Here is a 23,834-nt window from a genome sequence, read left to right as displayed (position 1 = left end):
TGCATCAAGCGCTGATGCTCAGGAACTGGGGTTGCTGGGAAAGGGCCTGCAGGTTGATCTCCTGCCAGAACTGGCCCTGGGCATCGGTGTAGCCCGTGCCGAAATAGGGGGGCGAGCCTTCGGGCGGCTGCTCGGCCGAGGCGAAGGCCTCGGGGTTGCGCAGACCCGCGAGGCGGTCGATGAGGAGAGCGCAGTTGACTTCGAGCGCGCCGTTCAGCGCGACGAGCCGCGATTCCGCGCGGCCGGCTTCCGTGCGGGCCACGGGCGCGCGCAGGCCGACGAAGCCGGCCAGGTCCACCACGCCGTACAGGCCGCCGCGCAGGTTGGCCACGCCCAGGAACCACTTCTGGGTGTAGGGCACCGGCATCGCGCTGGAGAAGGGAAAAATCTCGCCCGATTGCGAGAGCGGGAACAGGTAGCGGGTGCCGGCCGCTTCCACGGCCAGCCAGGAAGCCTGCTGTCCTTCGGTACGCGCCGCCTGCAGCCGGTTGGCCAGGCGGGTCTGGAGCTCGCGCAGGGCTTCGCGGTTGGCCATGTTGCTTGCTGCCGCCTTCCGGCGGTCAGCCCAGCGCCTTGATCTTGGCCATCAGCTCGCCGGCGTCGACCGGCTTGGTGATGTAGTCGCGCGCGCCCTGGCGCATGCCCCACACGCGGTCGGTCTCCTGGTTCTTGCTGGTGCACATGATGATCGGCACGTCGGAGAACTTCGGGTCGCGCGTGATGGCGCGGGTGAGCTGGAAGCCGTTCTGGCCCGGCATGACCACGTCCATCAGGATCAGGTCGGGCTTTTCCTCCCCGAGCCGGCGGAACGCGTCGTCGGCGTTCTCGGCCGTGCGCACGGCGAAGCCGTTCTTCTGCAGCAGGTCCGTCATGAACATCAGCTCGGTCTTGGAATCGTCCACGACCAGCACTTTCTGGATCGCCATTGCGAAACTCCTGTACTTTTTTCTTTATTGCGCCGGCTGTTGCGCGGCCAGCGCGCCGAACTGCTGCACCGTCTGCAGCAGCTGGTCCTTGGTGAACGGCTTGGTGAGGTAGTCCTGCGAGCCGACCATGCGTCCCCGTGCCTTGTCGAACACGCCGTCCTTGGACGACAGCATCACCACCGGGGTGTTCGCGAACTTCGCGTTGCGCTTGATGATGGCGCAGGTCTGGTAACCGTCCAGCCGCGGCATCAGGATGTCGCAGAAGATCAGGTTGGGCTGGTAGTCGTTGACCTTGGACAGCGCGTCGAAGCCATCTTCAGCCAGCATCACCTCGTGTCCACCCTGCTTCAGGAAGATCTCCGCGCTGCGGCGGATGGTGTTGCTGTCGTCGATGACCAGCACCTTGAACGCATTCGTGCTCACTTGACGCTGCTCCTCTTTCGTAACTGCCCCGGGACTGCATCGTCTGCGGATGTATCCACTGCCCCGGCCCCCTTAGATCTGCACCATCTCGAAATCTTCCTTGCGGGCGCCGCATTCGGGGCACGTCCAGTTCATGGGGACCTGGTCCCAGGGCGTGCCGGGCGGAATGCCATGGTCGGGAGCGCCGGCGGCTTCGTCATAGATCCACCCGCATATCAGGCACATCCAGGTTTTGGCTTCAGTCACAGCTTAAAGGGGCTTCGAATAGAATGCAACGATTGTATCGAGGGCACCTGCGGAGAAACGTCACGGTGCCGATGCCTGGATGATTCAGGCTTATGACAAACCCCAACACCCCCACCCCCGAGGCCGGCGCCGAGGAAGGCGATGACACCAGCCCCGCGTGCGTGATGGTGTTCAACGCCAGCGATCCCAGCGGCGCCGGTGGCCTGGCTGCCGACATCACCGCGGTCGCTTCTGTTGGCGCACACGCATTGCCCGTGGTCACCGGCGCCTACGCCCGCGACACCGCGGAAATCCAGGACCATTTCGCGCTCGACGAGGAAGCGGTCGCCGAGCAGGCGCGCGCCATCCTCGAGGACACGCCCGCGCAGGTGTTCAAGTGCGGCTTCCTCGGCAGCCCCGAGACGGTGGCCGTCGTTGCCGAGATCTGCTCCGACTATGCGGAAGTGCCGGTCGTGTCGTACATGCCCAACCTTTCTTGGTGGGACGAATCACAGATCGACGCCTACCTCGATGCTTTCCGTGAATTGATGCTGCCGCAAACCACGGTGCTGGTGGGCAACCACAGCACGTTGTGGCGGTGGCTGCTGCCCGACTGGTCCAGCGACCGCAGCCCGGGCGCGCGCGATATCGCCAAGGCCGCCGCCGACATGGGCGTGCCCTACACGCTGGTCAGCGGCATCCCGTTGCCCGACCAGTTCCTGGACAACGTGCTGGCCACGCCGCAGTCGGTGCTGGGCAGCGAGAAGTTCGAACGCTTCGAAGCCGTCTTCTCCGGCGCCGGCGACACGCTGTCCGCCGCGCTGGCCGCGCTCATCGCCAGCGGCAGCGACCTCGCCGCCGCGACGAGCGAAGCCCTTTCCTACCTGGATCGCTGCCTGGACGCGGGCTTCCGGCCCGGCATGGGCAACGTGGTGCCCGACCGCCTGTTCTGGGCCCAGCCCGAGGGCGACGACCCCGGCGAGCTCACGCAGGAGGAGGCGCAGGCCCTGCAGGTCCTGGACATGCCCGCCCCCGACACCAAGCATTGAGATGGACCGTAACCAGCAGTTGTTCGACCGTGCCCGCCGGGTGATCCCCGGCGGCGTCAATTCGCCCGTGCGCGCCTTCCGCGCGGTGGGCGGCACACCCCGCTTCGTGCAGCGCGCCGAGGGCGCGTACTTCTGGGACGCCGAGGGGCGCCGCCACATCGACTACATCGGCTCCTGGGGCCCGATGATCCTGGGCCACGGCCACCCCGCCGTGCTGGAAGCAGTGCAGCGCGCGGCGCGCGACGGCTTCTCCTTCGGCGCGCCGACCGAGCGCGAGATCGAGCTGGCCGAAGCCATCTGCGCCGCGATGCCCAACCTGGAGATGGTGCGTCTCGTCAGCTCCGGCACCGAGGCCGCGATGAGCGCGCTGCGCCTGGCGCGCGGTGCCACGGGCCGCAACAAGCTGGTGAAGTTCGAAGGCTGCTACCACGGCCACGCCGACGCGCTGCTGGTGAAGGCCGGCTCCGGCCTCGCGACGTTCGGCCATCCCACCAGCGCCGGCGTGCCCGCCGACGTGGTGAAGGACACCATCGTCCTCGAATACAACAACGCCGCGCAGCTGGAAGAAGCGTTCACCCAGCACGGGCACGACATCGCCGCGCTGGTCATCGAACCCATCGCCGGCAACATGAACTTCGTGCGCGCCGGCACCGCCTTCATGAAGCTGGCGCGCGACCTGTGCACGCGGCACGGCGCGATGCTGGTGTTCGACGAGGTGATGACGGGCTTCCGCGTCGGCTTCGATGGTGCGCAGGCGCACTATGCGAAGCTGATCCCGGGCTTCCGCCCCGACCTCACGGTGCTGGGCAAGGTCATCGGCGGCGGCATGCCGCTGGCCGCTTTCGGCGGGCCGCGCGCCACGATGGAGCAGCTGGCGCCGCTGGGGCCGGTCTACCAGGCGGGCACGCTGTCGGGCAATCCGGTGGCCACCGCCTGCGGCCTGGCGACGCTGAAGGAGATCGCGAAGCCCGGCTTCTACGAATCGCTGGCGGCCCGCACGCGTTCGCTGATGGACGGCCTGGCCGGCGCGGCCAACGCAGCCGGCGTGCCGTTCACCGCCGACAGCGAAGGCGGCATGTTCGGCTTCTTCCTGCTGCCGCAGCTGCCGCGCAACTACGGCGAGGTGATGAAGACCGACGGCGCGAAGTTCAATGCCCTGTTCCACGGCCTGCTGGACCGCGGCGTGTACATCGCGCCGGCGCTGTACGAGGCGGGATTCGTCAGTGCCGCGCACAGCGAGCAGGACATCGCGGAAACCGTCGCCGCGGCGGCGGAGATCTTCAAGACATTGGCCTGAGAGCCGTCATTCCCGCGGAGGCGGGAATCCATGGCGTCGATGCGCCTCGAATCCGGAAGCCACGGATCCCCGCCTTCGCGGGGATGACGCATTCCTTTTCGAGGACGGGTCCGAACGTCAGTGCCGGAAGTGCCGCACGCCCGTCAGCACCATCGCGATGCCGCGCTCGTTGGCCGCCGAGATCACCTCGTCGTCGCGCATGCTGCCGCCCGGCTGCACCACGCAGGTGGCGCCGGCGTCCACCACCACGTCCAGCCCGTCGCGGAACGGGAAGAACGCGTCGCTGGCCACCACGCTGCCCTGCAGCGACAGGCCCGCATTGGCCGCCTTGATGCCCGCGATGCGCGCGGAATCCACGCGGCTCATCTGTCCCGCGCCGACGCCCAGCGTCATGCCGTCCTTGCAGAACACGATGGCGTTGGACTTCACGTACTTGGCCACCTTCCACGCGAACAGCAGGTCGGCCAGCTCGGACTGCGCCGGCGCCTTCGCCGTCACGACCTTCAGCTCGCCCAGCGTCATCTCGCGGTTGTCGGCGGTCTGCATCAAGAGGCCCGAGCCCACGCGCTTGACGTCCATCATGTTGCGGCCGTTGTCCCAGTCGGTCCTGCCGCCCGGCGGCAGCGCGATCTCCAGCAGGCGCACGTTGGCCTTGGCCTTGAACACTTCCAGCGCCTCGGGCGAGAAGCCCGGCGCCATCAGCACTTCGACGAACTGCTTCGACACCGCCTGCGCGCCCGCGCCGTCCAGCGGCCGGTTGAAGGCGATGATGCCGCCGAAGGCCGACGTCGGATCGGTCTTGAACGCCTTCGAGTAAGCCTCCAGCGGGTCCTTGCCCAGCGCCACGCCGCACGGGTTGGCGTGCTTGACGATCACGCAGGCCGGCGTGTCGAAGCTCTTCACGCATTCCCAGGCCGCGTCGGCATCGGCGATGTTGTTGTACGAGAGCTCCTTGCCCTGCAGCTGCTTCGCGGTGACGAGCGAGCCGGGCGCCGGGTGCAGGTCGCGGTAGAACGCGGCCTGCTGGTGCGGGTTCTCGCCGTAGCGCAGGTCCTGCAGCTTGACGAAGCGGCCGTTGGCCTGCGCGCCGAACGGCGTGCGCGTGGGCGCCTGCCCCGGCACGGAGCCCTCGAACTGCAGGCTGGAGAGGTAGTCGCTGATCGCGCCGTCGTAGTTGCTGATGCGGTTGAACGCCGCCACCGACAGCGCGAAGCGCGTCCTGTCCGACAGCTTGCCTTCCGTGCGCAGCTCGCCCAGCACCGCCTCGTACTGGGCGGCATCGGTGACCACGCCCACGTCCTTCCAGTTCTTGGCGGCGCTGCGCACCATCGCGGGCCCGCCGATGTCGATGTTCTCGATCGCCTCGTCGAGCGTGCAGCCCGGCTTGGCGACGGTGGCCTCGAACGGGTACAGGTTGACCACCAGCAGGTCGATGGTCTCGATGCCGTGGGCCTTGAGCGACGCCATGTGGCCCGGCAGGTCGCGGCGCGCCAGCAGGCCGCCGTGCACCTTGGGGTGCAGCGTCTTCACGCGGCCGTCCAGCATCTCCGGAAAGCCGGTGACGTCGGCCACCTCGGTGACCGGCAGGCCGGCATCGGCCAGCAGTTTGGCGGTGCCGCCGGTGGACAGCAGCCGGATGCCCAGGCCGTGCAGGCCGCGGGCGAAGTCGACGATCCCGGTCTTGTCCGAGACGGAAAGCAGTGCGTTCATAGGAAGGTTCGGAGTTGAGCGTTCAGCGTTGAGCGGGCCGGCCTCGCCGAACTCTCAACGCTGAGCGCTCAGCCTTTCAGCAGTTTGTGTTCCACCAGCTTCTTGCGAAGCGTGTTGCGGTTCAGGCCCAGCCAATCGGCGGCCCGGGACTGGTTCTGGTCGGCCTTGGACATCACGACCTCCAGCAGCGGCTTTTCCACCACCTTGACCAGCATCTCGTACATGCCGTCGGGCTCCGTCCCGCGCAGGTCCCGGAAGTAGCCCTCCAGGCTGTTGCGGACGCACTCCTCGATCTGTTTCTTGCTCATGCCGTTTCCTGCGCCGTTTCTTCTTCGTCTTCGTCCGGCCGGGCCGCCGGCATCCGGTCGCCCAGCGCCGAGAGCGCGTCGAAATACCCCGCCACCGCGCGCAGTTGCTGCGCGCAGTCCTCGATCCTGTTCATGTCCTCGCGGAACGCCCGGGCGCCCGGCAGGCCCCGCACGTACCACGCGATGTGCTTGCGCGCGCTGCGCACGCCGGTGTATTCGCCGTACAGGCCGTAGTGGTCTTCCAGGTGCGCCAGCAGCAGGCGGCGCACTTCCTCCACCAGCGGCGCGGCCAGCAGCGTGCCGGTGGCCAGGTAGTGCGCGATCTCGCGGAAGATCCACGGCCGGCCCTGCGCGGCGCGGCCCACCATCACCGCGTCGCAGCCGGTGAGCGTCAGCACCTCGCGCGCCTTCTGCGGCGAATCGATGTCGCCGTTGGCCACCACCGGCACGCCCACGGCAGCCTTCACGGCGGCCACGGTGCCGTATTCGGCGAAGCCCTTGTAGCCCTGCTCGCGCGTGCGGCCGTGCACGGTGAGCATGCGCACACCCACCGACTCGAAGGCACGCGCCAGGCGCACGGCATTGCGGTGCTCCGCGTCCCAGCCGGTGCGCATCTTCAGCGTGACCGGCACGCCGCGCGGCTCGCAGGCGGCGACCACCGCCTGCGCGATGGCGATGGCCAGCGGCTCGTCCTGCATCAGCGCCGAGCCGGCCCACTTGTTGCAGACCTTCTTGGCCGGGCAGCCCATGTTGATGTCGATGATCTGCGCGCCGCGGTCCACGTTGTACGCGGCGGCCTCGGCCATCATGGCCGCGTCGGTGCCGGCGATCTGCACCGCCACCGGGCCGGGTTCGCCCTCGTGGTTGGCGCGGCGCGACGTCTTCAGGCTGTTCCACAGCTCCTTGCGCGAGGTGACCATCTCGCTCACCGCGTAACCGGCACCCAGCTGCCGGCACAGTTGCCGGAAAGGCCGGTCAGTGACGCCCGCCATCGGCGCGACGAACAGGTTGTTCGCCAGGACGTGCGGGCCGATGTTCATGGGAAGGAAGGCGAGGAGCTGCTGAAAAAGGAGGCACGGATTGTAGGCTCCTTCGCCGGCCGCGGTTCCAGCCGCGCGACTGCGTATGCGCCTACAGGTTCGCCTGACTTGACTGGCTTAACATCCGCGCGCATGCAAGAGTGGCTCGAGTCCCTGATGGCCCTGCTGGCCCTCCCCCACTACGGGCTCACCACCCTCTTCCTCGTCGCGTTCATCTCCGCCACGCTGCTGCCGCTGGGTTCCGAGCCGGCGCTGTTCGGCCTGCTCAAGCTCAACCCCGAACTGTTCTGGCCCGCCATCGCGGTGGCCACGGTCGGCAACACGCTGGGCGGCATGGTGGACTGGTGGATGGGTTATGGCGCGCACCAAGCCGTCGACAAGTGGCGGCACTCGCGCACGCACGTGAAAGCCATCGACTGGCTGGAACGGCTGGGCCCCAAGGCCTGCTTCTTCTCATTCCTGCCGGTGGTGGGCGACCCGCTGTGCGCGGTGGCCGGCTGGCTGCGCCTGCCCCTGTGGCCCTGCTCGGCCTGGATGCTGGTGGGCAAGCTCGCCCGCTACATCGTGATGACGCTGGTGCTGATGAAGCTGTTCCCGGGCGGCCTGCCGGGAATCACGAGCTGAGCGCGGGCCCGCTCAACGTCGCTAGACGTTGAAAAGAAAGTTCATGACGTCGCCATCCTTCACGACGTATTCCTTGCCTTCGCTGCGCATCTTGCCCGCGTCCTTCGCACCCTGTTCGCCCTTGAACTGCACGTAGTCGTCGAAGCCGATGGTCTGCGCGCGGATGAAACCGCGCTCGAAGTCGGTGTGGATCACGCCCGCGGCCTGCGGCGCGGTGGCGCCGATGCGCACGGTCCACGCGCGCACTTCCTTCTCGCCGGCGGTGAAGTACGTCTGCAGCCCCAGCAGGCGGAACGCCGCGCGGATCAGGCGGTTGAGGCCGGGCTCCTCCTGGCCGATCTCGGCCAGGAACATCTGCTTGTCCTCGTCGCTCATGTCGGCCATCTCGGCTTCCATCTTGGCGCAGATGGCGACCACGGGCGCGCCCTGCGCATCGGCGTAGGCCTGCAGCCGATCGAGCAGCGGGTTGTCCTTGAAGCCGTTCTCGTCGACGTTGCCGACGAACATCGCGGGCTTGGCCGTGATCAGGAACAGCGGCTTCACCAGCGCGCGCTCCTCGTCGGTCAGCTGCATCGTGCGCACCGGCTTGCCTTCGTTCAGCGTGGCCTGCACCTTGGTGAGCAGCGCGACGAGCTTGGCGGCTTCCTTGTCGTTGCCGGACTTCGCGGCCTTCACCGAGCGCGCCAGCGTCTTGTCCACCGTGCCCAGGTCGGCCAGGCACAGCTCGGTCTGGATCACCTCGATGTCGGCGATCGGGTCCACCTTGCCGGCCACGTGGATGACGTTGGCGTCCTCGAAGCAGCGCACGACGTTCACCACCGCGTCGGTCTCGCGGATGTGCGCGAGGAACTGGTTGCCCAGGCCCTCGCCCTGGCTGGCGCCCGCGACCAGGCCGGCGATGTCGACGAACTCGACAATGGCCGGTACGATGCGCTCCGGCTGGACGATCGCCGCCAGCTGCGCGAGGCGCGCGTCAGGCAGTTCGACGATGCCGACGTTCGGCTCGATCGTGCAGAAAGGGTAATTCTCGGCGGCGATTCCCGCCTTGGTGAGGGCATTGAACAGGGTCGACTTGCCCACATTGGGCAGGCCCACGATGCCGCACTTCAAGCTCATGGCAGTTCCAGAAACACAAGCGGGAAAGTGTATGCGATGGCCCCTGGCCGTCCGCGCCGCCGCATGGCTGCTGGGGCTGCTGTTCGCGTTCGCCGCCGCGGCGGCATCGCCGTCCCGCCCCGCGCCCGTGGTGCTGGCCGACGGCGCGCCCACCATCGCCGCCGATCCGCTGGCGCTGGGCTGGCTCGACGAGTCCGGCACGGCGACGCTGGACGACGTGATCCGCTCGCCCGACAAGCTGGCGCCCGTCCAGGCCGACGTCGTGCACCGCCTCAAGCCCGGCAACGCGCTGTGGCTGCGCCTGCGCCTGCTGCGGTCCGAAGGCGATCACCAGCAGTGGCTGCTGGTGGTCGCCAACCCGCTGGTGGACCGCGTCGACGTCTGGCAAAGCGACGGCAACGGCGGCTGGCGCCGCCAAACCGCGGGCGACACCATCGCCGTGGAGCGCTGGCCCGAAGCCGGCCGCTACCCCAGCTTCCGCCTGGAACTGCCCGGGGGCCAGGCGCGCGACGTGTACGTGCAGGTGCGCAGCGCCCTGGCTACCAGCGTGCCGATGCGCCTGGCCACCGACGCCGCGCACGGCCAGCAGCAACAGCTCGAATACATGGTCCTGGGCGGCGCGTTCGGCGCGCTGCTGCTGCTGATCGCCACCTGCGCGGCGCAAAGCTGGGCCTACCGCGACCGCGGCTACACCTGGTACGCGGTGTATGCCGCGCTCAGCACGCTGTCCGTGATGGCGTACACCGGCGTCGCCGCGCACTTCCTGTGGCCGCAGGCCAACGCCTGGGCCGACCAGGCGCCCGGCGTCACCGCCTTCCTCGCCGCCGGCGCGGCCATCCTCTTCGTGCGCCACCTCACGGGCGTGCCCACCCGCCACCCGCGCCTGTCGCGCGTCTCGCTGGTCGCAGGCTGGGCCGGGCTGGCGCTCGCGCCGGCGTACCTGTTCGTCGAGCGGCAACAGGCGCTGGACGCGCTGGCCGTCTACTTCACGCTGGTGACGGCGCTCAACGTGCTGTCCGCGTGGCTCGCGTGGCGCCGCCAGGACGTGGTGGGCGGCTGGGTGCTGCTGGCGTACGTGCCGCTGGCCATCGGCCTCACTGCGGCGATGCTGCGCCTGCTGGGCTGGCTGCCGGTGTCCACGCTGACGCTCTACGGCATCGTCGCGGCCATCGTGGTCGAAGTCCCGATGCTGCTGATCGCGCTGTCCATCCGCACGCGCGACCGGCACGGCGCGCAGATCCGCGAGCAGGCGCTGTCCAGCCAGGATGCGCTGACCGGCCTGCTGGCCCCCCACCTTTTCCACGACCGCCTGCGCCAGGTCGTGTCGCGCCACAAGCGCGAGCGCGAAGACGCGGCCATCGCGTTCATCGACCTGGTGAACTACGCCCGCATCAAGCAGCACCTGGGCCCGACGGTGGCGGAGCAGAGCCTGTTGCGCAGCGTCATCAAGCTGCGCCGCCTGGTGCGCGACGTCGACACCGTCGCCCGCGTGGGCGAGTCGCGCTTCGGCCTGATCATGGAAGGCATAGGCTCGCGCGCCGTCGTCACCGACCGCGCCGCGCGCCTCATCGCGGCGGGCCTGATGCCGCTGCAGGGGCTGAAGCCCGAGGTGACGCTGCAATTCCACATCGGCGCCGTGCTGCTGCGTGACCGCGCCGTCGAAGCCGACGAGCTGCCGCTGGAACTGGGCGCGCTGCTCGCGTCGATGTCGCCGCGCACGCGCCGGCCCATCCGTTTCCTCAAGCCCGAAGAAACGATGCCCGCCCCGCTGGAATCGGAATCGGCCGGCGGCCCCGGAGCCGACAGCGAACTGGACGCGGCGCCGGCTCCCGTACCCGCAGCGCTCAGCCGAACGCCCACTCCCCTGTGACGGCCAGGCCGGCGCGCAGCACCGCGTCCTCGCCTTCCAGCACGATGGCGTTCATCGCGAAGGTGATGGCGCCGTCCAGCCGCGGATCCTTCCGGTAGCCCTGCAGCGCATCGCGCACCGCGTGGCCGGTTTCGGCGGTCTGCGGGTCCACGTCGGGGATGGGGCAGCGCGCACACGGCTTCACCAGCTTCAGCACCACCGGGACTTCCGACGCGATGCGCAGCGTGTCCACGCGATCCTCGTCGTGGGCCTCGACGCCGGCCAGCACGATGTTCGGGCGGAAGCGTTCGATGCCCACCGCGGCATGTCCGGCGCGCACCAGGCGTTCATTCAGGCCGGCCAGCGAAGCTTCGCTCGTCACCAGCACCGGGTAGCCGTCGGAGAACTGGTTGGGCGCCTCGATGCCGCCGGTCCACTGCAGATTGGACAGGCGCCTGTGGTCGGGGTCGAAGCGCACCAGGCGCAGCCGGCGGCCGAGGAAGTCGGTGAACCACTGCGCGGCGACGTCGCCCATGTCGTACGCGGGCACCTCGTCCTTCCAGACGCGGACGCGGGCGGGCGCTTCCACCGCGTCGACGGCCAGGTGCAGCGCCAGCATGCCGGGCGCCCGCAGCACCACCTCATGGTGCTTGAGCTGCACCTTCACCAGCGCCATGCGGGGCAGCTCGCGCTGGGTGACGAAGGCGCCTTCGGCGTCCACCACCATCCAGGCGCGGTCCAGGTCCAGGCCGGTGTCCGTGAGCACCGCCTCCGTGAGCTCCACGCCGGCGCAGGACTTCACCGGGTACACGAACAGGCGGGCGATGCGGGCGGAGAGCTGGGCGTCGGACATGGCGTCTGGGGTGGAGGTCGGGTCGATGAGGTCGGCGCGCGATTGTGCCGCCTCCTACAATCGCCGCATGGCGCCTGTCCTTGACGTCTGCATCCGCGGCGCGGGCATCGTCGGCCGCACGCTCGCTCTGCTGCTCGCGCGCGAGCGGCTGCGCGTGGGCCTGGTGCAGGGCCCTCCCCCGCCGGCGCGCGACGTGCGCGCCTACGCGCTCAACGCCGCGTCCCGCCAGTTGCTCGAATCCGTGCGCGCGTGGCCCGACGCCGCGCACGCCACGCCCGTGCGCGGAATGGAAGTGCGCGGGGACGAGGGCGGCCTGGTGAACTTCGAGGCCGGCGCGCAGGCCGCGCTGGCCTGGATCGTGGACGTGCCCGCGCTCGAAGACCGGCTTAACGAAGCCCTGCGCTACCAGGCGCTCGTCACGCCGCTGGAAGAGCCGGCGCGCGCGCCGCTCACCGTGGTGTGCGAAGGCCGCATGAGCGCCACCCGCGACGAGTTCGGCGTGGTGTACGACGTGCAGCCGTACGGGCAGCACGCGGTGGCCGCGCGGCTGGGCTGTGAGAAACCGCATGGGCACGTGGCACGGCAGTGGTTCCAGGGCGGCGAAATCCTCGCCCTGCTGCCTTTGGGCGGCGAAGCCGGCGCACAGGAAGTGGCGCTGGTCTGGTCGGCCGGAGAATCGCGGGCGGCGTACCTGCGCCAGGCGCCGGCCGCAGAGTTCCAGCAGCAGCTGAAGACGCTGACCGGCGGCGCCTTGGGCGCGCTGACGCTCCGCAGCGACCGTGCGTCCTGGCCGCTGCAGCTGGCGCGCGCCGACCGCTGGTCCGGCCCCGGCTGGGCGCTGGCGGGCGACGCGGCGCACGCGGTGCACCCGCTGGCCGGCCAGGGCCTGAACCTGGGCCTGGCCGATGCCCGGGCGCTGGCGCAGGTCTTGCACGAACGGGAATACTGGCGCACCGCCGGGGACGCGCGGCTGCTGCGCCGGTACGAAAGGGCCCGCAAGGGCGACGTGCTGGCGATGGGCGCCACCACCGACGGCCTCCAGCAGTTGTTCGCCCAGGCGCACCCGGCCTGGGCGATGTTCCGCAACGCGGGCATGCGCGGCTTCGACGCCAGCGGCCCGATCAAGCAATGGGTGGTGCGGCAGGCCGCGGGCCGGCTGTGATGCCTTCAACCTGGCAGTACTGGATCGACATGAAAGCTCTTCTCTCCGCCCTGGCCGCGCTCCTGCTGGCCGCTTCCTTCGCAACGCCCGCGGCGGCGCAGGAAGCCGCGATCCGCAAGAACCTGGCCGAGCGCATGCCGCGCCTGGACAAGATCGACGAGGTGAGCAAGACGCCGATGAACGGCCTGTACGAGGTGCGCATCGGCACCAAGATCTTCTACACCGACGCCGAGGGCGGGTTCGTCATCGACGGCGAGCTGATCGACGTCAAGGGCAAGCGCAACCTCACCGAAGAGCGCATGAACAAGCTGACCGCGGTGACGTTCGACGAGCTGCCGTTCAAGGACGCGTTCACCATCGTGCGCGGCAACGGCAAGCGCAAGCTGGTGGTGTTCGAGGACCCCAACTGCGGCTACTGCAAGCAGTTCGAGGCCGACCTGCAGAAGGTCGACAACGTCACCATCCACCTGTTCCTCTACCCCGTGCTGGGACCGGATTCGATGGCGAAGTCGCGCAACATCTGGTGCGCCAAGGACAAGGCCAAGGCCTGGCAGGACTGGATGGTGCGCGGACAGGCCATCCCCCCGGCGCCCGCGCCCGGCTGCGACACCACGGCGCTGGAGCGCAACCGCGAGCTGGGCCGCAAGCACCAGATCACCGGCACGCCGACGCTGGTGTTCACCGACGGTTCGCGCGCGCCCGGCGCCATTCCGGCCGCGCAGGTCGAACAGCGGCTCGCGGCGGCCCAGTGAGCCCGCGCGCCCATTCGGGGCCCGCCTGGCGCGCGCATTACCGCGTCGAGGCGGCCGACCTCCACGCCCACCTGTTCCACGTCACGCTCACCATCGAGCAGCCGTCCGCCGGCCAGCGCGTGTCGCTGCCCGTGTGGATCCCGGGCAGCTACCTGGTGCGCGAGTTCTCCAAGAACCTGCAGAAGCTGGCCGCGCGCCAGGACGGCCGCGCGGTGCCCGTGCACCAGGTCGACAAGTGCAGCTGGCAGGTCGACTGCGTGCCCAGCAGCCCGGTGGTGCTGACGTACGAGGTGTACGCGTTCGACAACTCCGTGCGCACCGCGTGGCTCGACGGCGAACGTGGTTTCTTCAACGGCACCAGCCTGTGCCTGCGGGTGCACGGCCAGGAGCCGCACCCGCACGCGCTGGAACTGCTGTCGCCGCGCCCGGGCTGGGAAGCGGCCACCGGCCTCACGCCGCTGAAGACCGGCAAGCGCGGCTTCGGCACCTACCTGGCGGACAACTACGACGAGCTGGTCGACTGCCCGGTGGAGATGGGCGCCTTCTGGAGCACCGAATTCAAGGCCGCGGGCGTGCCTCACCGCCTGGTGGTGGCCGGCGCGCCGGAGTCGTTCGACAGCGAGCGCTTCGCCGCCGACGTGCAGAAGATCTGCGACGCCGAGATCCGCTTCTGGCACGACCGCAAGAAGCCGCCGCACAGGCACTACGTCTTCATGCTGAACGTGGTGGACGACGGCTACGGCGGCCTGGAGCACCGCAATTCCACCGCGCTGATCGCCTCGCGCCGCGACCTGCCCCGCGTGGGCGACGCGCGCATGACCGACGGCTACATCACGCTGCTGGGGCTGGTCAGCCACGAGTACTTCCACACCTGGAACGTCAAGCAGCTGCGGCCGGCCGAGTTCGCGCGCTACGACTACGCGGGCGAGAACTACACGCAGCTGCTGTGGTTCTTCGAAGGCTTCACCAGCTACTACGACGACCTGCTGCTGCGCCGCGGCGGGCTGATCGACGAGGCGACGTACGTGCGCCTGCTGAACAAGACCATCAACCAGGTGCTGCAGACGCCGGGCCGCGAAGTGCAGTCGGTGGCGCAGGCCAGCTTCGACGCCTGGGTGAAGTACTACCGGCAGGACGAGAACACGCCCAACGCCACCGTCAGCTACTACACCAAGGGCTCGCTGGTGGCGCTGTGCTTCGACCTCACGCTGCGCGCCGAGGGCCGCACGACGCTGGACGAAGTGATGCGCACGCTGTGGCAGCGCTGCAAGGGCGGCCCGATGACCGAAGCCGACTTCGTCGCCGTGCTGAAGGAACTGGGCGGCCGCAGCTTCGCGCGCGAGATCGCCGCCTGGGTGCACGGCACCAAGGAACTGCCGCTGGCCGACCTGCTGCAGAAGCAGGGCATCTTCGCGCTGGACGAACCCGCGCAGCTGCAGCAGCGGCTGGGCGTGCGCAGCGAAGAGAACGGCGGCACGGTGAAGCTCAAGACCGTGCTGCGCGGCGGCGCGGCCGAACAGGCCGGCATGGCCGCGGGCGACGAGTGGCTGGGCGTGGAAGTCGGCGGCACCGGCTGGCGCCTGGCCAAGCTGGATGACCTGACGCTCTACGCCGGCAGCCACCGCCGGGTGATCGCACTGGTCGCGCGCGACCGGCGCCTGCTGCGCCTGGAACTGCAGTTGCCCGCGGCGGCCACCACTTGGCGCCTGGTGCTGCGCGAGCCGGCCCTGGCCCAGCCATGGCTGTCGCCGCAATCTTGACCTCGTCATCGCGCCGGCGGCTGCTGGTGCTGGTGGCGGCGGTGCTGGTGGCGCACGTCGTGGCGCTGCACTTCTTTTCGCGCTGGCAGACCGACCTGAGCCTGCTCAAGCCCATGGTGGCGCCGATGTACACGCGGCTGCTGCAGCCCACCGCGCCGCCGCCACCGCCAGAATCTTCCGCGGCTCCAGCCGCACAGCCCGCGCCACCCACGGGGCGCCTGCACGCCGTCTCCAGCGTGCCGAAACACACCACGCGCACGGTCGCCGCGCCGGAGCCACCGGCGCCCGAATCACCGCCCGAACCGCCACCCGTCGCGGCCGCCGAACCTTCGCCGCCGGCGGAACCGCCCGTCGCCGCCGCATCCTCACCAGCCGCGCCTGCGTCCGAGCCCGCCATCACGCCTTCCCCCAGCGTGGCCGCGAGCACCACCACGGCCAGCACCACGACGGCCGTCGTCGACAGCTGGCCCAGCGACACCCGGCTGCGCTACAAGCTGGGCGGCCGGTTCCGCAGCGGCCAGCTGTACGGCGACGCACGCGTGCTGTGGCAGCGCGAGGAAGCGCGTTACCAGGTGCGCGTCGAAGTGAACGTCACCTTCATGGCCACGCTGGTCATGACCAGCCAGGGCGAGGTCGGCGCCACGCTCATGCCCCAGGTGTACGAGGAGCTTCGCAACGGCAAGCCGCGCGGCCTTCGCATGGGCGAGAGCGAAGTCGTGCTCGCCAACGGCACCGTGGTGCAGCGACCCGCCGGCGTGCAGGACACGGCCAGCCAGTTCGTCGAACTGAGCCACCGCTTCGCCAGCGGCCGCGAGAAGCTGGAGGTGGGCCGCGCGGTGAGCCTGTGGATGGCCCGGCCGGGCGCGATCGACCTGTGGACCTACGACGTGGTCGACAGCGAGGTGCTGCGCACCGACCTGGGCGACATCGAAGCCCTCCACCTGCGGCCGCGCCCCATCGCCAACCCGCGCGGCAACATCACCGCCGAGATGTGGTTCGCCCCCGCGCTGCAGTACCTGCCCGTGCGCATCCTGGTGCGCATGGGGGAAGAAGCGGCGATCGACCTGCTGGTCGAGGCGATCGACCAGCGTTGAGAATGACTGGATCCCCGCCTGCGCGGGGATGACGCGAAGGACCGGCGAGCGCCGGCCTGCTCACGTCAGCCTGCGCTTGTCCAGCACGCGCTTGGCCTTGCCGACGCTGCGCTCCACGCCGCCTTCCGCGCGCAGTTCGATCACCGCGCTGGAGCCGATGTAGGTCTTGATCTCGTGCGCCAGCATGTCGGCGGCGGCACGCGCTTCCGCGCTGTCATGCGGCAGGCCTTGGCGCGCTTCCACGGCGACCGTCAGGCAGTCCAGCGGGCCTTCGCGGGTGAGGATGCACAGGTAGTGCGGCGCGAGTTCCGGCCGCTTGCAGATCAGCTCCTCGATCTGGGTCGGGAACACGTTCACGCCGCGCACGATCATCATGTCGTCGCTGCGGCCGGTGATCTTTTCCATGCGGCGCATGGTGCGCGCCGTGCCGGGCAAAAGGCGCGTGAGGTCGCGCGTGCGGTAGCGGATGATGGGCAGCGCCTCCTTGGTGAGGCTGGTGAACACCAGCTCGCCCAGTTCGCCGTCCGCCACCGGTTCGCCCGTCTCGGGGTCGATGATCTCGGGATAGAAGTGGTCTTCCCAAATGGTGGGGCCGTCCTTGGTTTCCACGCACTCGTTGGCGACGCCCGGGCCCATCACTTCCGACAGGCCGTAGATGTCCACCGCGTCGATGCCCATGCGCTGCTCGATGGCACGGCGCATGTCGTTGGTCCAGGGTTCGGCGCCGAAGATGCCGATGCGCAGGCTGGATTCGCGCGGATCGATGCCCTGCCGCTCGAACTCGTCGGCGATGGCCAGCATGTAGCTGGGCGTCACCATGATGATGTCGGGGCGGAAGTCGGTGATCAGCTGCACCTGCCGCTCGGTCTGGCCGCCGCCGAAAGGCACCACCGTGAGCCCCAGCCTCTCGGCGCCGTAGTGCGCGCCCAGCCCGCCGGTGAACAGGCCGTAGCCGTAGCTCACGTGCACCATGTCGCCCGGCCGCGCGCCGCTGGCGCGAATGCTGCGCGCCATCACGTGCGCCCAGGTGTTGATGTCGTTCTGGGTGTAGCCCACCACCGTCGGCTTGCCGGTAGTGCCGCTGGACGCGTGGATGCGCACGCACTTCTCGCGCGGTACCGCGAACATGCCGAACGGGTAGTTGTCGCGCAGGTCGTGCTTGCCGGTGAACGGGAACTTCGCCAGGTCGGCCAGGCTGCGGCAGTCGGACGGGTGCACGCCGGCTTCGTCGAACTTGCGCCGGTACACCGGCGAGTTGCGGTACGCGTGGTCCAGCGTGGCCTGCAGGCGCTTCAGCTGCAGCGCGCGCAGTTCGCCGACGCTGGCCTTCTCGATCGGTTCGAGCGGAAAGCTGTTCATCTCAGGTCTCCTCGGGAAACACGGCGCCCTGGATCACGGCGCTCTTGCCGCGGAACACCGCGACCACCTCGCCGCGCTGGTTGGTCACCTTCATGTCGTACACGCCGTGGCGTCCCTGCAGCACCTGCTCCATGCCTTCGCAGGTGAGCACGTCGCCCAGCTGGCCCGGCTTGAGGAATTCGATGCTGCAGCCCGCGGCCACCGCGTTGCGGTTGTGGCTGTTGCAGGCGAAAGCGAACGTAGAGTCGGCCAGCGTGAAGATGAAACCGCCGTGGCAGATGCGGTGGCCGTTCAGGTGGCGCTCGTCCACCGCCATGCGCATCACCGCGCGGCCGGGGCCGCAGCTGACGAGTTCCATGCCCATGGTGTCGCGCGAAGCGCGGTCGCCCGCGAACATCACCTCGCCCACGCGGGCGGCGCGCTGCTCGGGGGTCATCACTCGCCCTTGAACTTCGCGGGGCGCTTCTGCAGGAACGCGGTGACGCCCTCGATGTAGTCGTGCGTCGCACCCAGCGCCGATTGCGTGTCGCGCTCCAGGTTCAGCTGCTTGTCCAGGTCGTTGCCGGCGGCGGCGCGCAGCACGCGGCGCGTTTCCACCAGGGCCTTGGTCGGCAGCGCAGCCAGCCGCTCGGCCAGCGCCAGCGCGGCCTGCACGCAGTCCTGCCCTTCGGGCGCCACGTCCCAGATCATTCCCCACTCTTTCGCGTCCTTCGCGGAGAGCTTGTCGCCCAGCATGGCGCAGCCCATCGCGCGCGCCAGGCCCAGCTTCTTGATCAGGAACCAGGTGCCGCCCGCGTCGGGGATGAGGCCGATCTTGCTGAACGCCTGGATGAAGCTGGCCGTGGATGCGGCGACGGCCAGGTCGCACGTCATCGCGAGCGAAGCGCCCGCGCCCGCCGCCACGCCGTTGACCGCAGCCACCGTCGGCACGCGCAGCGCCATCAGCTTGCGCACCGTGGGATTGAAGGCCTGTTCGATGATGGGACCCGGATCGGCGCGCTTGACCAGGTCGGGACCTTCGGCGAAATCGAATTCCGCCAGGTCGGCGCCGGCGCAGAAGCCGCGGCCCGCGCCGGTGAGCACGGCGGCGCGGATGGACTTGTCCGCTTCGATGCGGTCCAGCGCGGACCACAGCTCCTGGTGCATGGCGCGCGTGAAGCTGTTCAGCGACTGCGGCCGGTTCAGCGTGATGAGCGCGACGGCGCCTCGGGTTTCGAAAAGGACGTTGGCTTCACTCATTCCGGGGTCTCCTGCGATCAATCTAACATTTCCCGACCGCGCGGTCGGCCAATGTTTTCCCTTGGGTATAGTCGCCCGCGCAAGGAGAGACAGCATGCCTTACGAAACCCTCCAGGTGCGCACCGAAGCCGGCAAGGTCGGCGTGATCGCCCTGAACCGCCCCAAGCAGCTGAACGCGCTGAACGACCAGCTCATGGACGAGCTGGGCGCCGCGCTCAAGGCCTTCGACGCCGACGACGCCATCGGCTGCATCGTCGTCACCGGCAGCGAGAAGGCTTTCGCCGCCGGCGCCGACATCTCGGTGATGACGAAGTACAGCTTCTCGGACGTTTTCCGCACCGAGTACATCAGCCGCAACTGGGAAGCCCTGCGCAGCGTGCGCAAGCCGGTGATCGCCGCGGTGGCCGGTTTCGCGCTGGGCGGCGGCTGCGAGGTGGCGATGATGTGCGACTTCATCATCGCGGCCGAGAACGCGAAGTTCGGCCAGCCCGAGATCAAGCTGGGCATCATCCCCGGCGCCGGCGGCACGCAGCGGCTGCCGCGCGCCATCGGCAAGTCCAAGGCGATGGACATGGTGCTGACGTCCCGCATGATGGATGCGCAAGAGGCCGAGCGCGCGGGCCTGGTCAGCCGCGTGGTGCCGCTGGACAAGCTGATGGATGAGGCGCTGGCCGCCGCGATCACCATCGCCGACATGCCGCGCCTGGCGGCCATGGCGGCCAAGGAATCGGTGAACCGGGCTTTCGAATCAGGCCTGTCGGACGGGGTGTGGTACGAGCGGCGCCTGTTCCACGCCCTGTTCTCGACGGCGGACCAGGAAGAGGGGATGGAGGCTTTCCTGGCCAAGCGGCCGGCCCAGTTCAGCCACCGCTAGCCGGCAACCCGGCCGCGCGCCCGTTCCGCTATAATCTTGGGCTCTCGGCGCTTTAGCTCAGTCGGTTAGAGCGATGGAATCATAATCCACAGGTCCGCGGTTCGAGTCCGTGAAGCGCCACCATCTTCCAGGCACTGCCGGCACCCCGGCAGTGCCTTTTTTCTTTCAACTTCTAGCCTCTGGATCAACACCATGAACCGCTGGATTCCCGCCCTCCTCCTGGCCACGGCCGCGCTTGCCGCGCAGGCCCAGACGGTCATCCGCAACGCCCCGGCCGACGTCAAGCCGGGCCGCCTGGCGATCACCACGCCGCCCGAAGCCACGCTCGACGGCCAGCCCGCGCGGCTGTCGCCCGGCGCCCGCATCCGCGACACCAACAACATGCTGGTGCTGTCGGGCAGCCTGGCCGGCCAGACGGTGCCCGTGGTGTACCGTCCCGACGGCATGGGCAACGTGCACGAGGTGTGGCTGCTGACCGAGGACGAGTACACGCAACTCGGCGGCACCGATGGGGACGGCCAGGGCGGCGCGCGCTTCGCCGAGCTCCTGAACATGCTTTGGCGCGCGCGGAAGTGACGGCCATGAAGAAGGTTTACATCAAGACCTTCGGCTGCCAGATGAACGAGTACGACTCGGCCAAGATGGCCGACGTGCTGGGCGCCGCCGAAGGCTACGAACCCACGCAGGACCCCGAACAGGCGGACCTGATCCTCTTCAACACCTGCTCGGTGCGCGAGAAGGCGCAGGAGAAGGTGTTCTCCGACCTGGGCCGCGTCAAGCACCTGAAGGAAAAGGGCGTGCTCATCGGCGTGGGCGGCTGCGTGGCCAGCCAGGAAGGCGAAGCCATCATCGAGCGCGCGCCCTACGTCGACGTGGTGTTCGGCCCGCAGACGCTGCACCGGCTGCCGAAGATGCTGGCCGACCGCCAGGCGCTGAAGCGCCCGCAGGTGGACATCCGCTTCCCCGAGATCGAGAAGTTCGACCACCTGCCGCCCGCGCGGGTGGAAGGCGCCAGCGCCTTCGTCTCCATCATGGAAGGCTGCAGCAAGTACTGCAGCTACTGCGTGGTGCCGTACACGCGGGGCGAGGAAGTCTCGCGGCCGTTGGACGATGTGCTGGCGGAAGTGGCCGAACTGGCCGCGCAGGGCGTGAAGGAAGTGACGCTGCTCGGCCAGAACGTCAACGCCTTCCGCGGCGCGATGGGCGGCACCTCGGAGATCGCCGACTTCGCGCTGCTGATCGAGTACGTGGCGGAAATCCCGGGCATCGAGCGCATCCGCTACACCACGAGCCACCCGAACGAGTTCACGCAACGCCTGATCGACGTTTACGCCAAGGTGCCGCAGCTGGTGAACCACCTGCACCTGCCGGTGCAGCACGGCAGCGACCGCATCCTGATGGCGATGAAGCGCGGCTACACCGCGATGGAATACAAGAGCACGGTGCGCAAGCTCAAGGCCGTGCGGCCCGGCATCTCGCTGGCCACCGACTTCATCGTCGGCTTCCCGGGCGAGACCGAGGAAGACTTCGCCAAGCTGATGAAGCTGGTGGACGACGTCGGCTACGACGCCAGCTTCAGCTTCATCTTCAGCCCGCGCCCCGGCACGCCGGCCGCCGCGCTGCACGACGACACGCCGCACGAGGTGAAGCTCAAGCGCCTGCAGCACCTGCAGGCCGTGCTGGAAGACAACGCGGCGCGCATCAGCACCAGCCGCGTGGGCACGGTACAACGCATCCTGGTGGAAGGCCCCTCGCGCAAGGACAAGACCGAGCTGATGGGCCGCACCGAGTGCAACCGCATCGTCAACTTTGCCGGCCCGCAGCGGCTGGTGGGGCAGATGGTGGACGTCACCATCACCCAAGCCCTGCCGCACTCGTTGCGCGGCGAGGTCGTGGGGAGGTTGAGCGTTGCAGGTTCAGCGTTGAGGGAGAACGCGGACCCCGCGCTCAACGCCTGACGGTGAACGCTCAACCTCTTCACTCGATGCGCGCGCCGGACGCCTTGACCAGCGCGCCGGCCTGCTCGTAGTCGTCCTTCAGCACCTTCTGGAACTGGTCGACCGTCTGGTTGCCGGCCACTTCCACGCCCATGTTGGCCAGGCGCTGCTGCACGGCCGGGTCCTGCAGCACCTTGTTGATGGCGGCGTTCAGCTTGTCGGCTTCGGCCTTGGGCATGGTGGACGGGGCCAGCACGCCGATCCACGAATCGAACTTGTAGCCCGGCACGCCGGCTTCGGCGGCCGTCGGCAGTTCGGGCATGAACTTCGAACGCTGCGTGCCGGTGTAGGCCAGGATCTTGATGCGCGGGTCGCTCTTGAACCCCATCACGCCGATCAGTGACGAAGTGACGCCCTGCACGCGGCCGGCCAGCACTTCGTTCACCGCATCGCCGGTGGACTTCATCGGCACGTGCTGCATCTCCAGGCCGGCCTTGGCCAGGAAGTACGCCATGCCCAGGTGCGTGGCGCTGCCGTTGCCGGCCGACGCGTAGTTCAGCTTGCCTTGCTGCGCCTTCACCGCCTTCACGTACTCGGCGAGGTTGTTGACGTGCATGTTGCCGGGCGCGGCGATCACGTAGCCGGAGTAGCCGATGTTGGCGACGCCGGTGAAGCTCTTGATCGGGTCGTAGTCGAGCTTGCTGTACAGGTGCCCGGCCAGCGTATGGCTGGCCGCCGCCAGCACCAGCGTGTTGTTGTCGGTGGACTTGGCCACGGCCGACGTGCCGATGGTGCCGCCCGCGCCGGCGCGGTTCTCGACGATGACCGAAGCGCCCAGCTCCTTGCCCAGTTCGTTGTTGAAGGTGCGCGCCACCGTGTCCTGCACGGCGCCGGGCCCGAACGGCACGACGATGCGGATCACGCGCTGCGCCAGCGCCGGTGAGGCCGCCGCGGCGGCCAGGGTGAGCGCGGCAATCGCGCGCAGGAAGCGGGAGGTCATCGTCGTTGCTCCTTCTTGGGGTGGTTCAGGGCCGGGCCAGCCAGCGTTGCGCCAGCCGCACGAAATAGCTGGCGCCGATGGGGATGATCTCGTCGTTGAAGTCGAACGAGGTGTTGTGGATGATGCAAGGACCGGGCCCGTGGTCCGGCAGGCGGTGGCCGCCGTCGCCGTTGCCGATGAAGGCATAGCACCCCGGCTTGGCGCGCAGCATGTGGGCGAAGTCTTCGGCGCCCATCACGGCGGGGTAGTTCTCGTCGACCATGCGCTCGCCCACGACTTCGCGCATGACGTTGGCGGCGAAGGCGGCCTCGGCATCGTGGTTCACCACCGGCGGCGAGGCGCGGCGGAAGGTGACGTCGGCCATGCAGCCGTGCGCCGCCGCGATGCCGTTGGCCAGGCGGCGCAGCCCTTCCTCGATCTTGTCCGTCGCTTCCACCGAGAAGGTGCGCACCGTGCCGCCCACCCAGCAATGGTCGGGGATCACGTTCGGCGCATCGGAGCCTTGCAGCTGCGTCACGGCCAGCAGCGCGCGCTCGGTCGACGCGATGACACGCGGCACCAGGCCTTGCAGCTGCTGCGCCAGGTCGATCATGCAGCCGACGGGGTCGATGCCCGTGTGCGGCATCGAGGCGTGCGTGCCACGGCCGGTGACGGTGACGCGCCACGTGTTGCTCGACGCCATCAGCGGGCCGTGGTTCAGCGCGAAGCCGCCGACGTTGCCGATGGGGAAGTTGTGCAGCGCGAACACCGCCTCGCAGGGGAAGCGCTCGAACAGGCCGTCCTGGATCATCTTCAGGGCCCCCGCCTTGCCCATCTCCTCGGCCGGCTGGAAGATGAAGTTCACCGTGCCGTTGAAGTCGCGCGCCTTCGACAGGTGCCACGCGGCGGCCAGCAGCATCGTGGTGTGGCCGTCGTGCCCGCAGGCGTGCATGCGGCCGTCATGCTGCGAGCGGTGCGGGAAACGGTTTTCTTCCTGCAGCGGCAGCGCGTCCAGGTCGGCGCGCAGGCCGATGGCGCGCGCGCCGTCGCCGCATTTCAGGACGCCCACCACGCCCGTGCCGGCCACGCCGGTGTGCACTTCGATGCCCCATTCGCGCAGCAGGTCGGCGACGATCTTCGAAGTGCGGTGCTCCTCGAAGCCGAGTTCAGGATGGGCGTGGATGTCGCGGCGCAGCGCGACGAAGCGCGAGACGTCCGCGAAAGAGTCGACGATTTTCATGGGCGGGCAGTTTAGTCC

Annotated in this window: 25 protein-coding genes and 1 tRNA gene; 12 read left to right on the top strand and 14 right to left on the bottom strand. The window is 69.0% G+C overall.

Translation table 11 applies throughout. The annotated features are described in order from the left end of the window. Positions 1-4: 4 nt before the first annotated feature. From EZ216_RS08280 to EZ216_RS08265, 4 genes are all read right to left on the bottom strand, one after another. A complete protein-coding gene (locus tag EZ216_RS08280; RefSeq protein ID WP_135249277.1) occupies positions 5-535 on the bottom strand; it encodes a chemotaxis protein CheW in 531 nt (176 codons plus the stop codon). A 25-nt stretch (positions 536-560) separates the two neighbouring features. Then, positions 561-926, bottom strand: coding sequence for a response regulator transcription factor (locus EZ216_RS08275; RefSeq protein WP_135249276.1), 366 nt, complete (start codon positions 924-926; stop codon positions 561-563). Positions 927-950: 24 nt separating this feature from the next. Next, positions 951-1,349 carry a response regulator gene (locus EZ216_RS08270; protein WP_135249275.1) on the bottom strand — a complete coding sequence of 133 codons (399 nt, stop codon included), beginning with the start codon at positions 1,347-1,349 and terminating at the stop codon, positions 951-953. Positions 1,350-1,421: 72 nt separating this feature from the next. Beyond that, entirely contained in the window at positions 1,422-1,574 is a 153-nt protein-coding gene (locus tag EZ216_RS08265; RefSeq protein WP_135249777.1) for a rubredoxin, read from the bottom strand. 113 nt (positions 1,575-1,687) lie between these two features. On the opposite strand from EZ216_RS08265, the gene thiD reads away from it, so the two are divergent. Continuing rightward, positions 1,688-2,623 (top strand): bifunctional hydroxymethylpyrimidine kinase/phosphomethylpyrimidine kinase, encoded by a 936-nt coding sequence (gene thiD / locus EZ216_RS08260; protein ID WP_135249274.1) that lies wholly within the window; start codon positions 1,688-1,690, stop codon positions 2,621-2,623. A 1-nt stretch (position 2,624) separates the two neighbouring features. Beyond that, complete coding sequence (gene hemL, locus EZ216_RS08255; protein ID WP_135249273.1) at positions 2,625-3,920, top strand: glutamate-1-semialdehyde 2,1-aminomutase; 1,296 nt, start codon at positions 2,625-2,627, stop codon at positions 3,918-3,920. A gap of 117 nt (positions 3,921-4,037) precedes the next feature. Here the strand turns inward: hemL and purH are convergent, their stop codons facing one another. The 3 genes from purH to dusB form a co-directional block, all read right to left on the bottom strand. Continuing rightward, complete coding sequence (gene purH, locus EZ216_RS08250) at positions 4,038-5,630, bottom strand: bifunctional phosphoribosylaminoimidazolecarboxamide formyltransferase/IMP cyclohydrolase (RefSeq protein WP_135249272.1); 1,593 nt, start codon at positions 5,628-5,630, stop codon at positions 4,038-4,040. 68 nt (positions 5,631-5,698) lie between these two features. Then, positions 5,699-5,938 carry a Fis family transcriptional regulator gene (locus EZ216_RS08245; RefSeq protein ID WP_135249271.1) on the bottom strand — a complete coding sequence of 80 codons (240 nt, stop codon included), beginning with the start codon at positions 5,936-5,938 and terminating at the stop codon, positions 5,699-5,701. Then, positions 5,935-6,978: a tRNA dihydrouridine synthase DusB gene (gene dusB, locus EZ216_RS08240; RefSeq protein WP_135249270.1), complete on the bottom strand. Its 1,044-nt coding sequence runs from the start codon at positions 6,976-6,978 to the stop codon at positions 5,935-5,937. Before dusB ends, EZ216_RS08245 begins: the two co-directional genes overlap by 4 nt. Before the next feature lie 132 nt (positions 6,979-7,110). Here dusB and EZ216_RS08235 point away from each other — a divergent pair, with 132 nt between their 5' ends. Then, positions 7,111-7,602: a YqaA family protein gene (locus EZ216_RS08235; protein ID WP_135249269.1), complete on the top strand. Its 492-nt coding sequence runs from the start codon at positions 7,111-7,113 to the stop codon at positions 7,600-7,602. A gap of 21 nt (positions 7,603-7,623) precedes the next feature. On the opposite strand, the gene ychF is transcribed toward EZ216_RS08235, so the two are convergent. Next, positions 7,624-8,718: a redox-regulated ATPase YchF gene (ychF, locus tag EZ216_RS08230; RefSeq protein ID WP_135249268.1), complete on the bottom strand. Its 1,095-nt coding sequence runs from the start codon at positions 8,716-8,718 to the stop codon at positions 7,624-7,626. Positions 8,719-8,749: 31 nt separating this feature from the next. Between ychF and EZ216_RS08225 the strand changes: the two genes are divergently transcribed. Then, on the top strand, positions 8,750-10,588 hold the full coding sequence (locus EZ216_RS08225) for a sensor domain-containing diguanylate cyclase (RefSeq protein ID WP_135249267.1): 1,839 nt from the start codon (positions 8,750-8,752) through the stop codon (positions 10,586-10,588). On the opposite strand, the gene EZ216_RS08220 is transcribed toward EZ216_RS08225, so the two are convergent. Then, on the bottom strand, positions 10,563-11,420 hold the full coding sequence (locus tag EZ216_RS08220) for an MOSC domain-containing protein (RefSeq protein WP_135249266.1): 858 nt from the start codon (positions 11,418-11,420) through the stop codon (positions 10,563-10,565). The genes EZ216_RS08225 and EZ216_RS08220 overlap by 26 nt on opposite strands. Positions 11,421-11,487: 67 nt before the next feature. Between EZ216_RS08220 and EZ216_RS08215 the strand changes: the two genes are divergently transcribed. Genes EZ216_RS08215 through EZ216_RS08200 form a run of 4 tightly spaced genes read left to right on the top strand, consistent with a single transcriptional unit; the run spans position 11,488 to position 16,188 of the window. After that, on the top strand, positions 11,488-12,582 hold the full coding sequence (locus EZ216_RS08215) for an FAD-dependent monooxygenase (RefSeq protein WP_135249265.1): 1,095 nt from the start codon (positions 11,488-11,490) through the stop codon (positions 12,580-12,582). Between the two features lie 29 nt (positions 12,583-12,611). After that, positions 12,612-13,334, top strand: coding sequence for a DsbC family protein (locus EZ216_RS08210; protein ID WP_135249264.1), 723 nt, complete (start codon positions 12,612-12,614; stop codon positions 13,332-13,334). After that, a complete protein-coding gene (locus EZ216_RS08205; RefSeq protein ID WP_135249263.1) occupies positions 13,331-15,094 on the top strand; it encodes a M61 family metallopeptidase in 1,764 nt (587 codons plus the stop codon). Before EZ216_RS08210 ends, EZ216_RS08205 begins: the two co-directional genes overlap by 4 nt. Next, complete coding sequence (locus EZ216_RS08200) at positions 15,073-16,188, top strand: DUF3108 domain-containing protein (protein WP_135249262.1); 1,116 nt, start codon at positions 15,073-15,075, stop codon at positions 16,186-16,188. Before EZ216_RS08205 ends, EZ216_RS08200 begins: the two co-directional genes overlap by 22 nt. A 60-nt stretch (positions 16,189-16,248) precedes the next feature. Here the strand turns inward: EZ216_RS08200 and paaK are convergent, their stop codons facing one another. From paaK to EZ216_RS08185, 3 genes are read right to left on the bottom strand one after another with little or no spacing between them, the layout of a single operon-like run. Beyond that, positions 16,249-17,547 (bottom strand): phenylacetate--CoA ligase PaaK, encoded by a 1,299-nt coding sequence (paaK, locus tag EZ216_RS08195; RefSeq protein WP_135249261.1) that lies wholly within the window; start codon positions 17,545-17,547, stop codon positions 16,249-16,251. Between the two features lies 1 nt (position 17,548). Continuing rightward, positions 17,549-17,983, bottom strand: coding sequence for a hydroxyphenylacetyl-CoA thioesterase PaaI (gene paaI, locus EZ216_RS08190; protein WP_135249260.1), 435 nt, complete (start codon positions 17,981-17,983; stop codon positions 17,549-17,551). Beyond that, entirely contained in the window at positions 17,983-18,786 is an 804-nt protein-coding gene (locus EZ216_RS08185; protein WP_135249259.1) for an enoyl-CoA hydratase-related protein, read from the bottom strand. Before EZ216_RS08185 ends, paaI begins: the two co-directional genes overlap by 1 nt. A 94-nt stretch (positions 18,787-18,880) precedes the next feature. On the opposite strand from EZ216_RS08185, the gene EZ216_RS08180 reads away from it, so the two are divergent. The 4 genes from EZ216_RS08180 (at position 18,881) to miaB (ending at position 21,618) form a co-directional block, all read left to right on the top strand. Continuing rightward, positions 18,881-19,660 carry an enoyl-CoA hydratase gene (locus tag EZ216_RS08180; RefSeq protein ID WP_135249258.1) on the top strand — a complete coding sequence of 260 codons (780 nt, stop codon included), beginning with the start codon at positions 18,881-18,883 and terminating at the stop codon, positions 19,658-19,660. A gap of 46 nt (positions 19,661-19,706) precedes the next feature. Continuing rightward, positions 19,707-19,783, top strand: a tRNA-Met gene (locus tag EZ216_RS08175). A gap of 69 nt (positions 19,784-19,852) precedes the next feature. Continuing rightward, positions 19,853-20,236: a hypothetical protein gene (locus EZ216_RS08170; protein ID WP_135249257.1), complete on the top strand. Its 384-nt coding sequence runs from the start codon at positions 19,853-19,855 to the stop codon at positions 20,234-20,236. Between the two features lie 5 nt (positions 20,237-20,241). Then, positions 20,242-21,618 (top strand): tRNA (N6-isopentenyl adenosine(37)-C2)-methylthiotransferase MiaB, encoded by a 1,377-nt coding sequence (miaB, locus tag EZ216_RS08165; protein WP_135249256.1) that lies wholly within the window; start codon positions 20,242-20,244, stop codon positions 21,616-21,618. A gap of 19 nt (positions 21,619-21,637) precedes the next feature. On the opposite strand, the gene EZ216_RS08160 is transcribed toward miaB, so the two are convergent. After that, positions 21,638-22,597, bottom strand: a complete 960-nt coding sequence (locus EZ216_RS08160; RefSeq protein WP_135249255.1) for a tripartite tricarboxylate transporter substrate-binding protein — start codon at positions 22,595-22,597, stop codon at positions 21,638-21,640. A 25-nt stretch (positions 22,598-22,622) separates the two neighbouring features. Continuing rightward, on the bottom strand, positions 22,623-23,816 hold the full coding sequence (locus EZ216_RS08155) for a M20 aminoacylase family protein (protein ID WP_135249254.1): 1,194 nt from the start codon (positions 23,814-23,816) through the stop codon (positions 22,623-22,625). Positions 23,817-23,834 lie beyond the last annotated feature (18 nt).

Origin of the sequence: Ramlibacter humi (genome assembly GCF_004681975.1) — a bacterium.
Lineage (GTDB): Bacteria > Pseudomonadota > Gammaproteobacteria > Burkholderiales > Burkholderiaceae_C > Ramlibacter > Ramlibacter humi.
The sequence above is the reverse complement of the archived record's forward strand: the minus strand, read 5'-3'. Positions and strand labels throughout refer to the sequence as shown.

Bases quoted from the DNA above. Each gene is read 5' to 3' on its own strand.
- purH (WP_135249272.1), bottom strand. From the start codon at position 5,630: ATGAACGCACTGCTTTCCGTCTCGGACAAGACCGGGATCGTCGACTTC.
- EZ216_RS08180 (WP_135249258.1), top strand. From the start codon at position 18,881: ATGCCTTACGAAACCCTCCAGGTGCGCACCGAAGCCGGCAAGGTCGGC.
- miaB (WP_135249256.1), top strand. From the start codon at position 20,242: ATGAAGAAGGTTTACATCAAGACCTTCGGCTGCCAGATGAACGAGTAC.
- EZ216_RS08280 (WP_135249277.1), bottom strand. From the start codon at position 535: ATGGCCAACCGCGAAGCCCTGCGCGAGCTCCAGACCCGCCTGGCCAAC.
- thiD (WP_135249274.1), top strand. From the start codon at position 1,688: ATGACAAACCCCAACACCCCCACCCCCGAGGCCGGCGCCGAGGAAGGC.
- dusB (WP_135249270.1), bottom strand. From the start codon at position 6,978: ATGAACATCGGCCCGCACGTCCTGGCGAACAACCTGTTCGTCGCGCCG.
- EZ216_RS08220 (WP_135249266.1), bottom strand. From the start codon at position 11,420: ATGTCCGACGCCCAGCTCTCCGCCCGCATCGCCCGCCTGTTCGTGTAC.
- EZ216_RS08275 (WP_135249276.1), bottom strand. From the start codon at position 926: ATGGCGATCCAGAAAGTGCTGGTCGTGGACGATTCCAAGACCGAGCTG.
- EZ216_RS08210 (WP_135249264.1), top strand. From the start codon at position 12,612: ATGAAAGCTCTTCTCTCCGCCCTGGCCGCGCTCCTGCTGGCCGCTTCC.
- ychF (WP_135249268.1), bottom strand. From the start codon at position 8,718: ATGAGCTTGAAGTGCGGCATCGTGGGCCTGCCCAATGTGGGCAAGTCG.
- EZ216_RS08225 (WP_135249267.1), top strand. From the start codon at position 8,750: ATGCGATGGCCCCTGGCCGTCCGCGCCGCCGCATGGCTGCTGGGGCTG.
- EZ216_RS08160 (WP_135249255.1), bottom strand. From the start codon at position 22,597: ATGACCTCCCGCTTCCTGCGCGCGATTGCCGCGCTCACCCTGGCCGCC.
- EZ216_RS08155 (WP_135249254.1), bottom strand. From the start codon at position 23,816: ATGAAAATCGTCGACTCTTTCGCGGACGTCTCGCGCTTCGTCGCGCTG.
- EZ216_RS08235 (WP_135249269.1), top strand. From the start codon at position 7,111: ATGCAAGAGTGGCTCGAGTCCCTGATGGCCCTGCTGGCCCTCCCCCAC.
- EZ216_RS08215 (WP_135249265.1), top strand. From the start codon at position 11,488: ATGGCGCCTGTCCTTGACGTCTGCATCCGCGGCGCGGGCATCGTCGGC.
- hemL (WP_135249273.1), top strand. From the start codon at position 2,625: ATGGACCGTAACCAGCAGTTGTTCGACCGTGCCCGCCGGGTGATCCCC.
- paaK (WP_135249261.1), bottom strand. From the start codon at position 17,547: ATGAACAGCTTTCCGCTCGAACCGATCGAGAAGGCCAGCGTCGGCGAA.
- paaI (WP_135249260.1), bottom strand. From the start codon at position 17,983: ATGACCCCCGAGCAGCGCGCCGCCCGCGTGGGCGAGGTGATGTTCGCG.
- EZ216_RS08245 (WP_135249271.1), bottom strand. From the start codon at position 5,938: ATGAGCAAGAAACAGATCGAGGAGTGCGTCCGCAACAGCCTGGAGGGC.
- EZ216_RS08170 (WP_135249257.1), top strand. From the start codon at position 19,853: ATGAACCGCTGGATTCCCGCCCTCCTCCTGGCCACGGCCGCGCTTGCC.
- EZ216_RS08200 (WP_135249262.1), top strand. From the start codon at position 15,073: ATGGCTGTCGCCGCAATCTTGACCTCGTCATCGCGCCGGCGGCTGCTG.
- EZ216_RS08265 (WP_135249777.1), bottom strand. From the start codon at position 1,574: ATGTGCCTGATATGCGGGTGGATCTATGACGAAGCCGCCGGCGCTCCC.
- EZ216_RS08185 (WP_135249259.1), bottom strand. From the start codon at position 18,786: ATGAGTGAAGCCAACGTCCTTTTCGAAACCCGAGGCGCCGTCGCGCTC.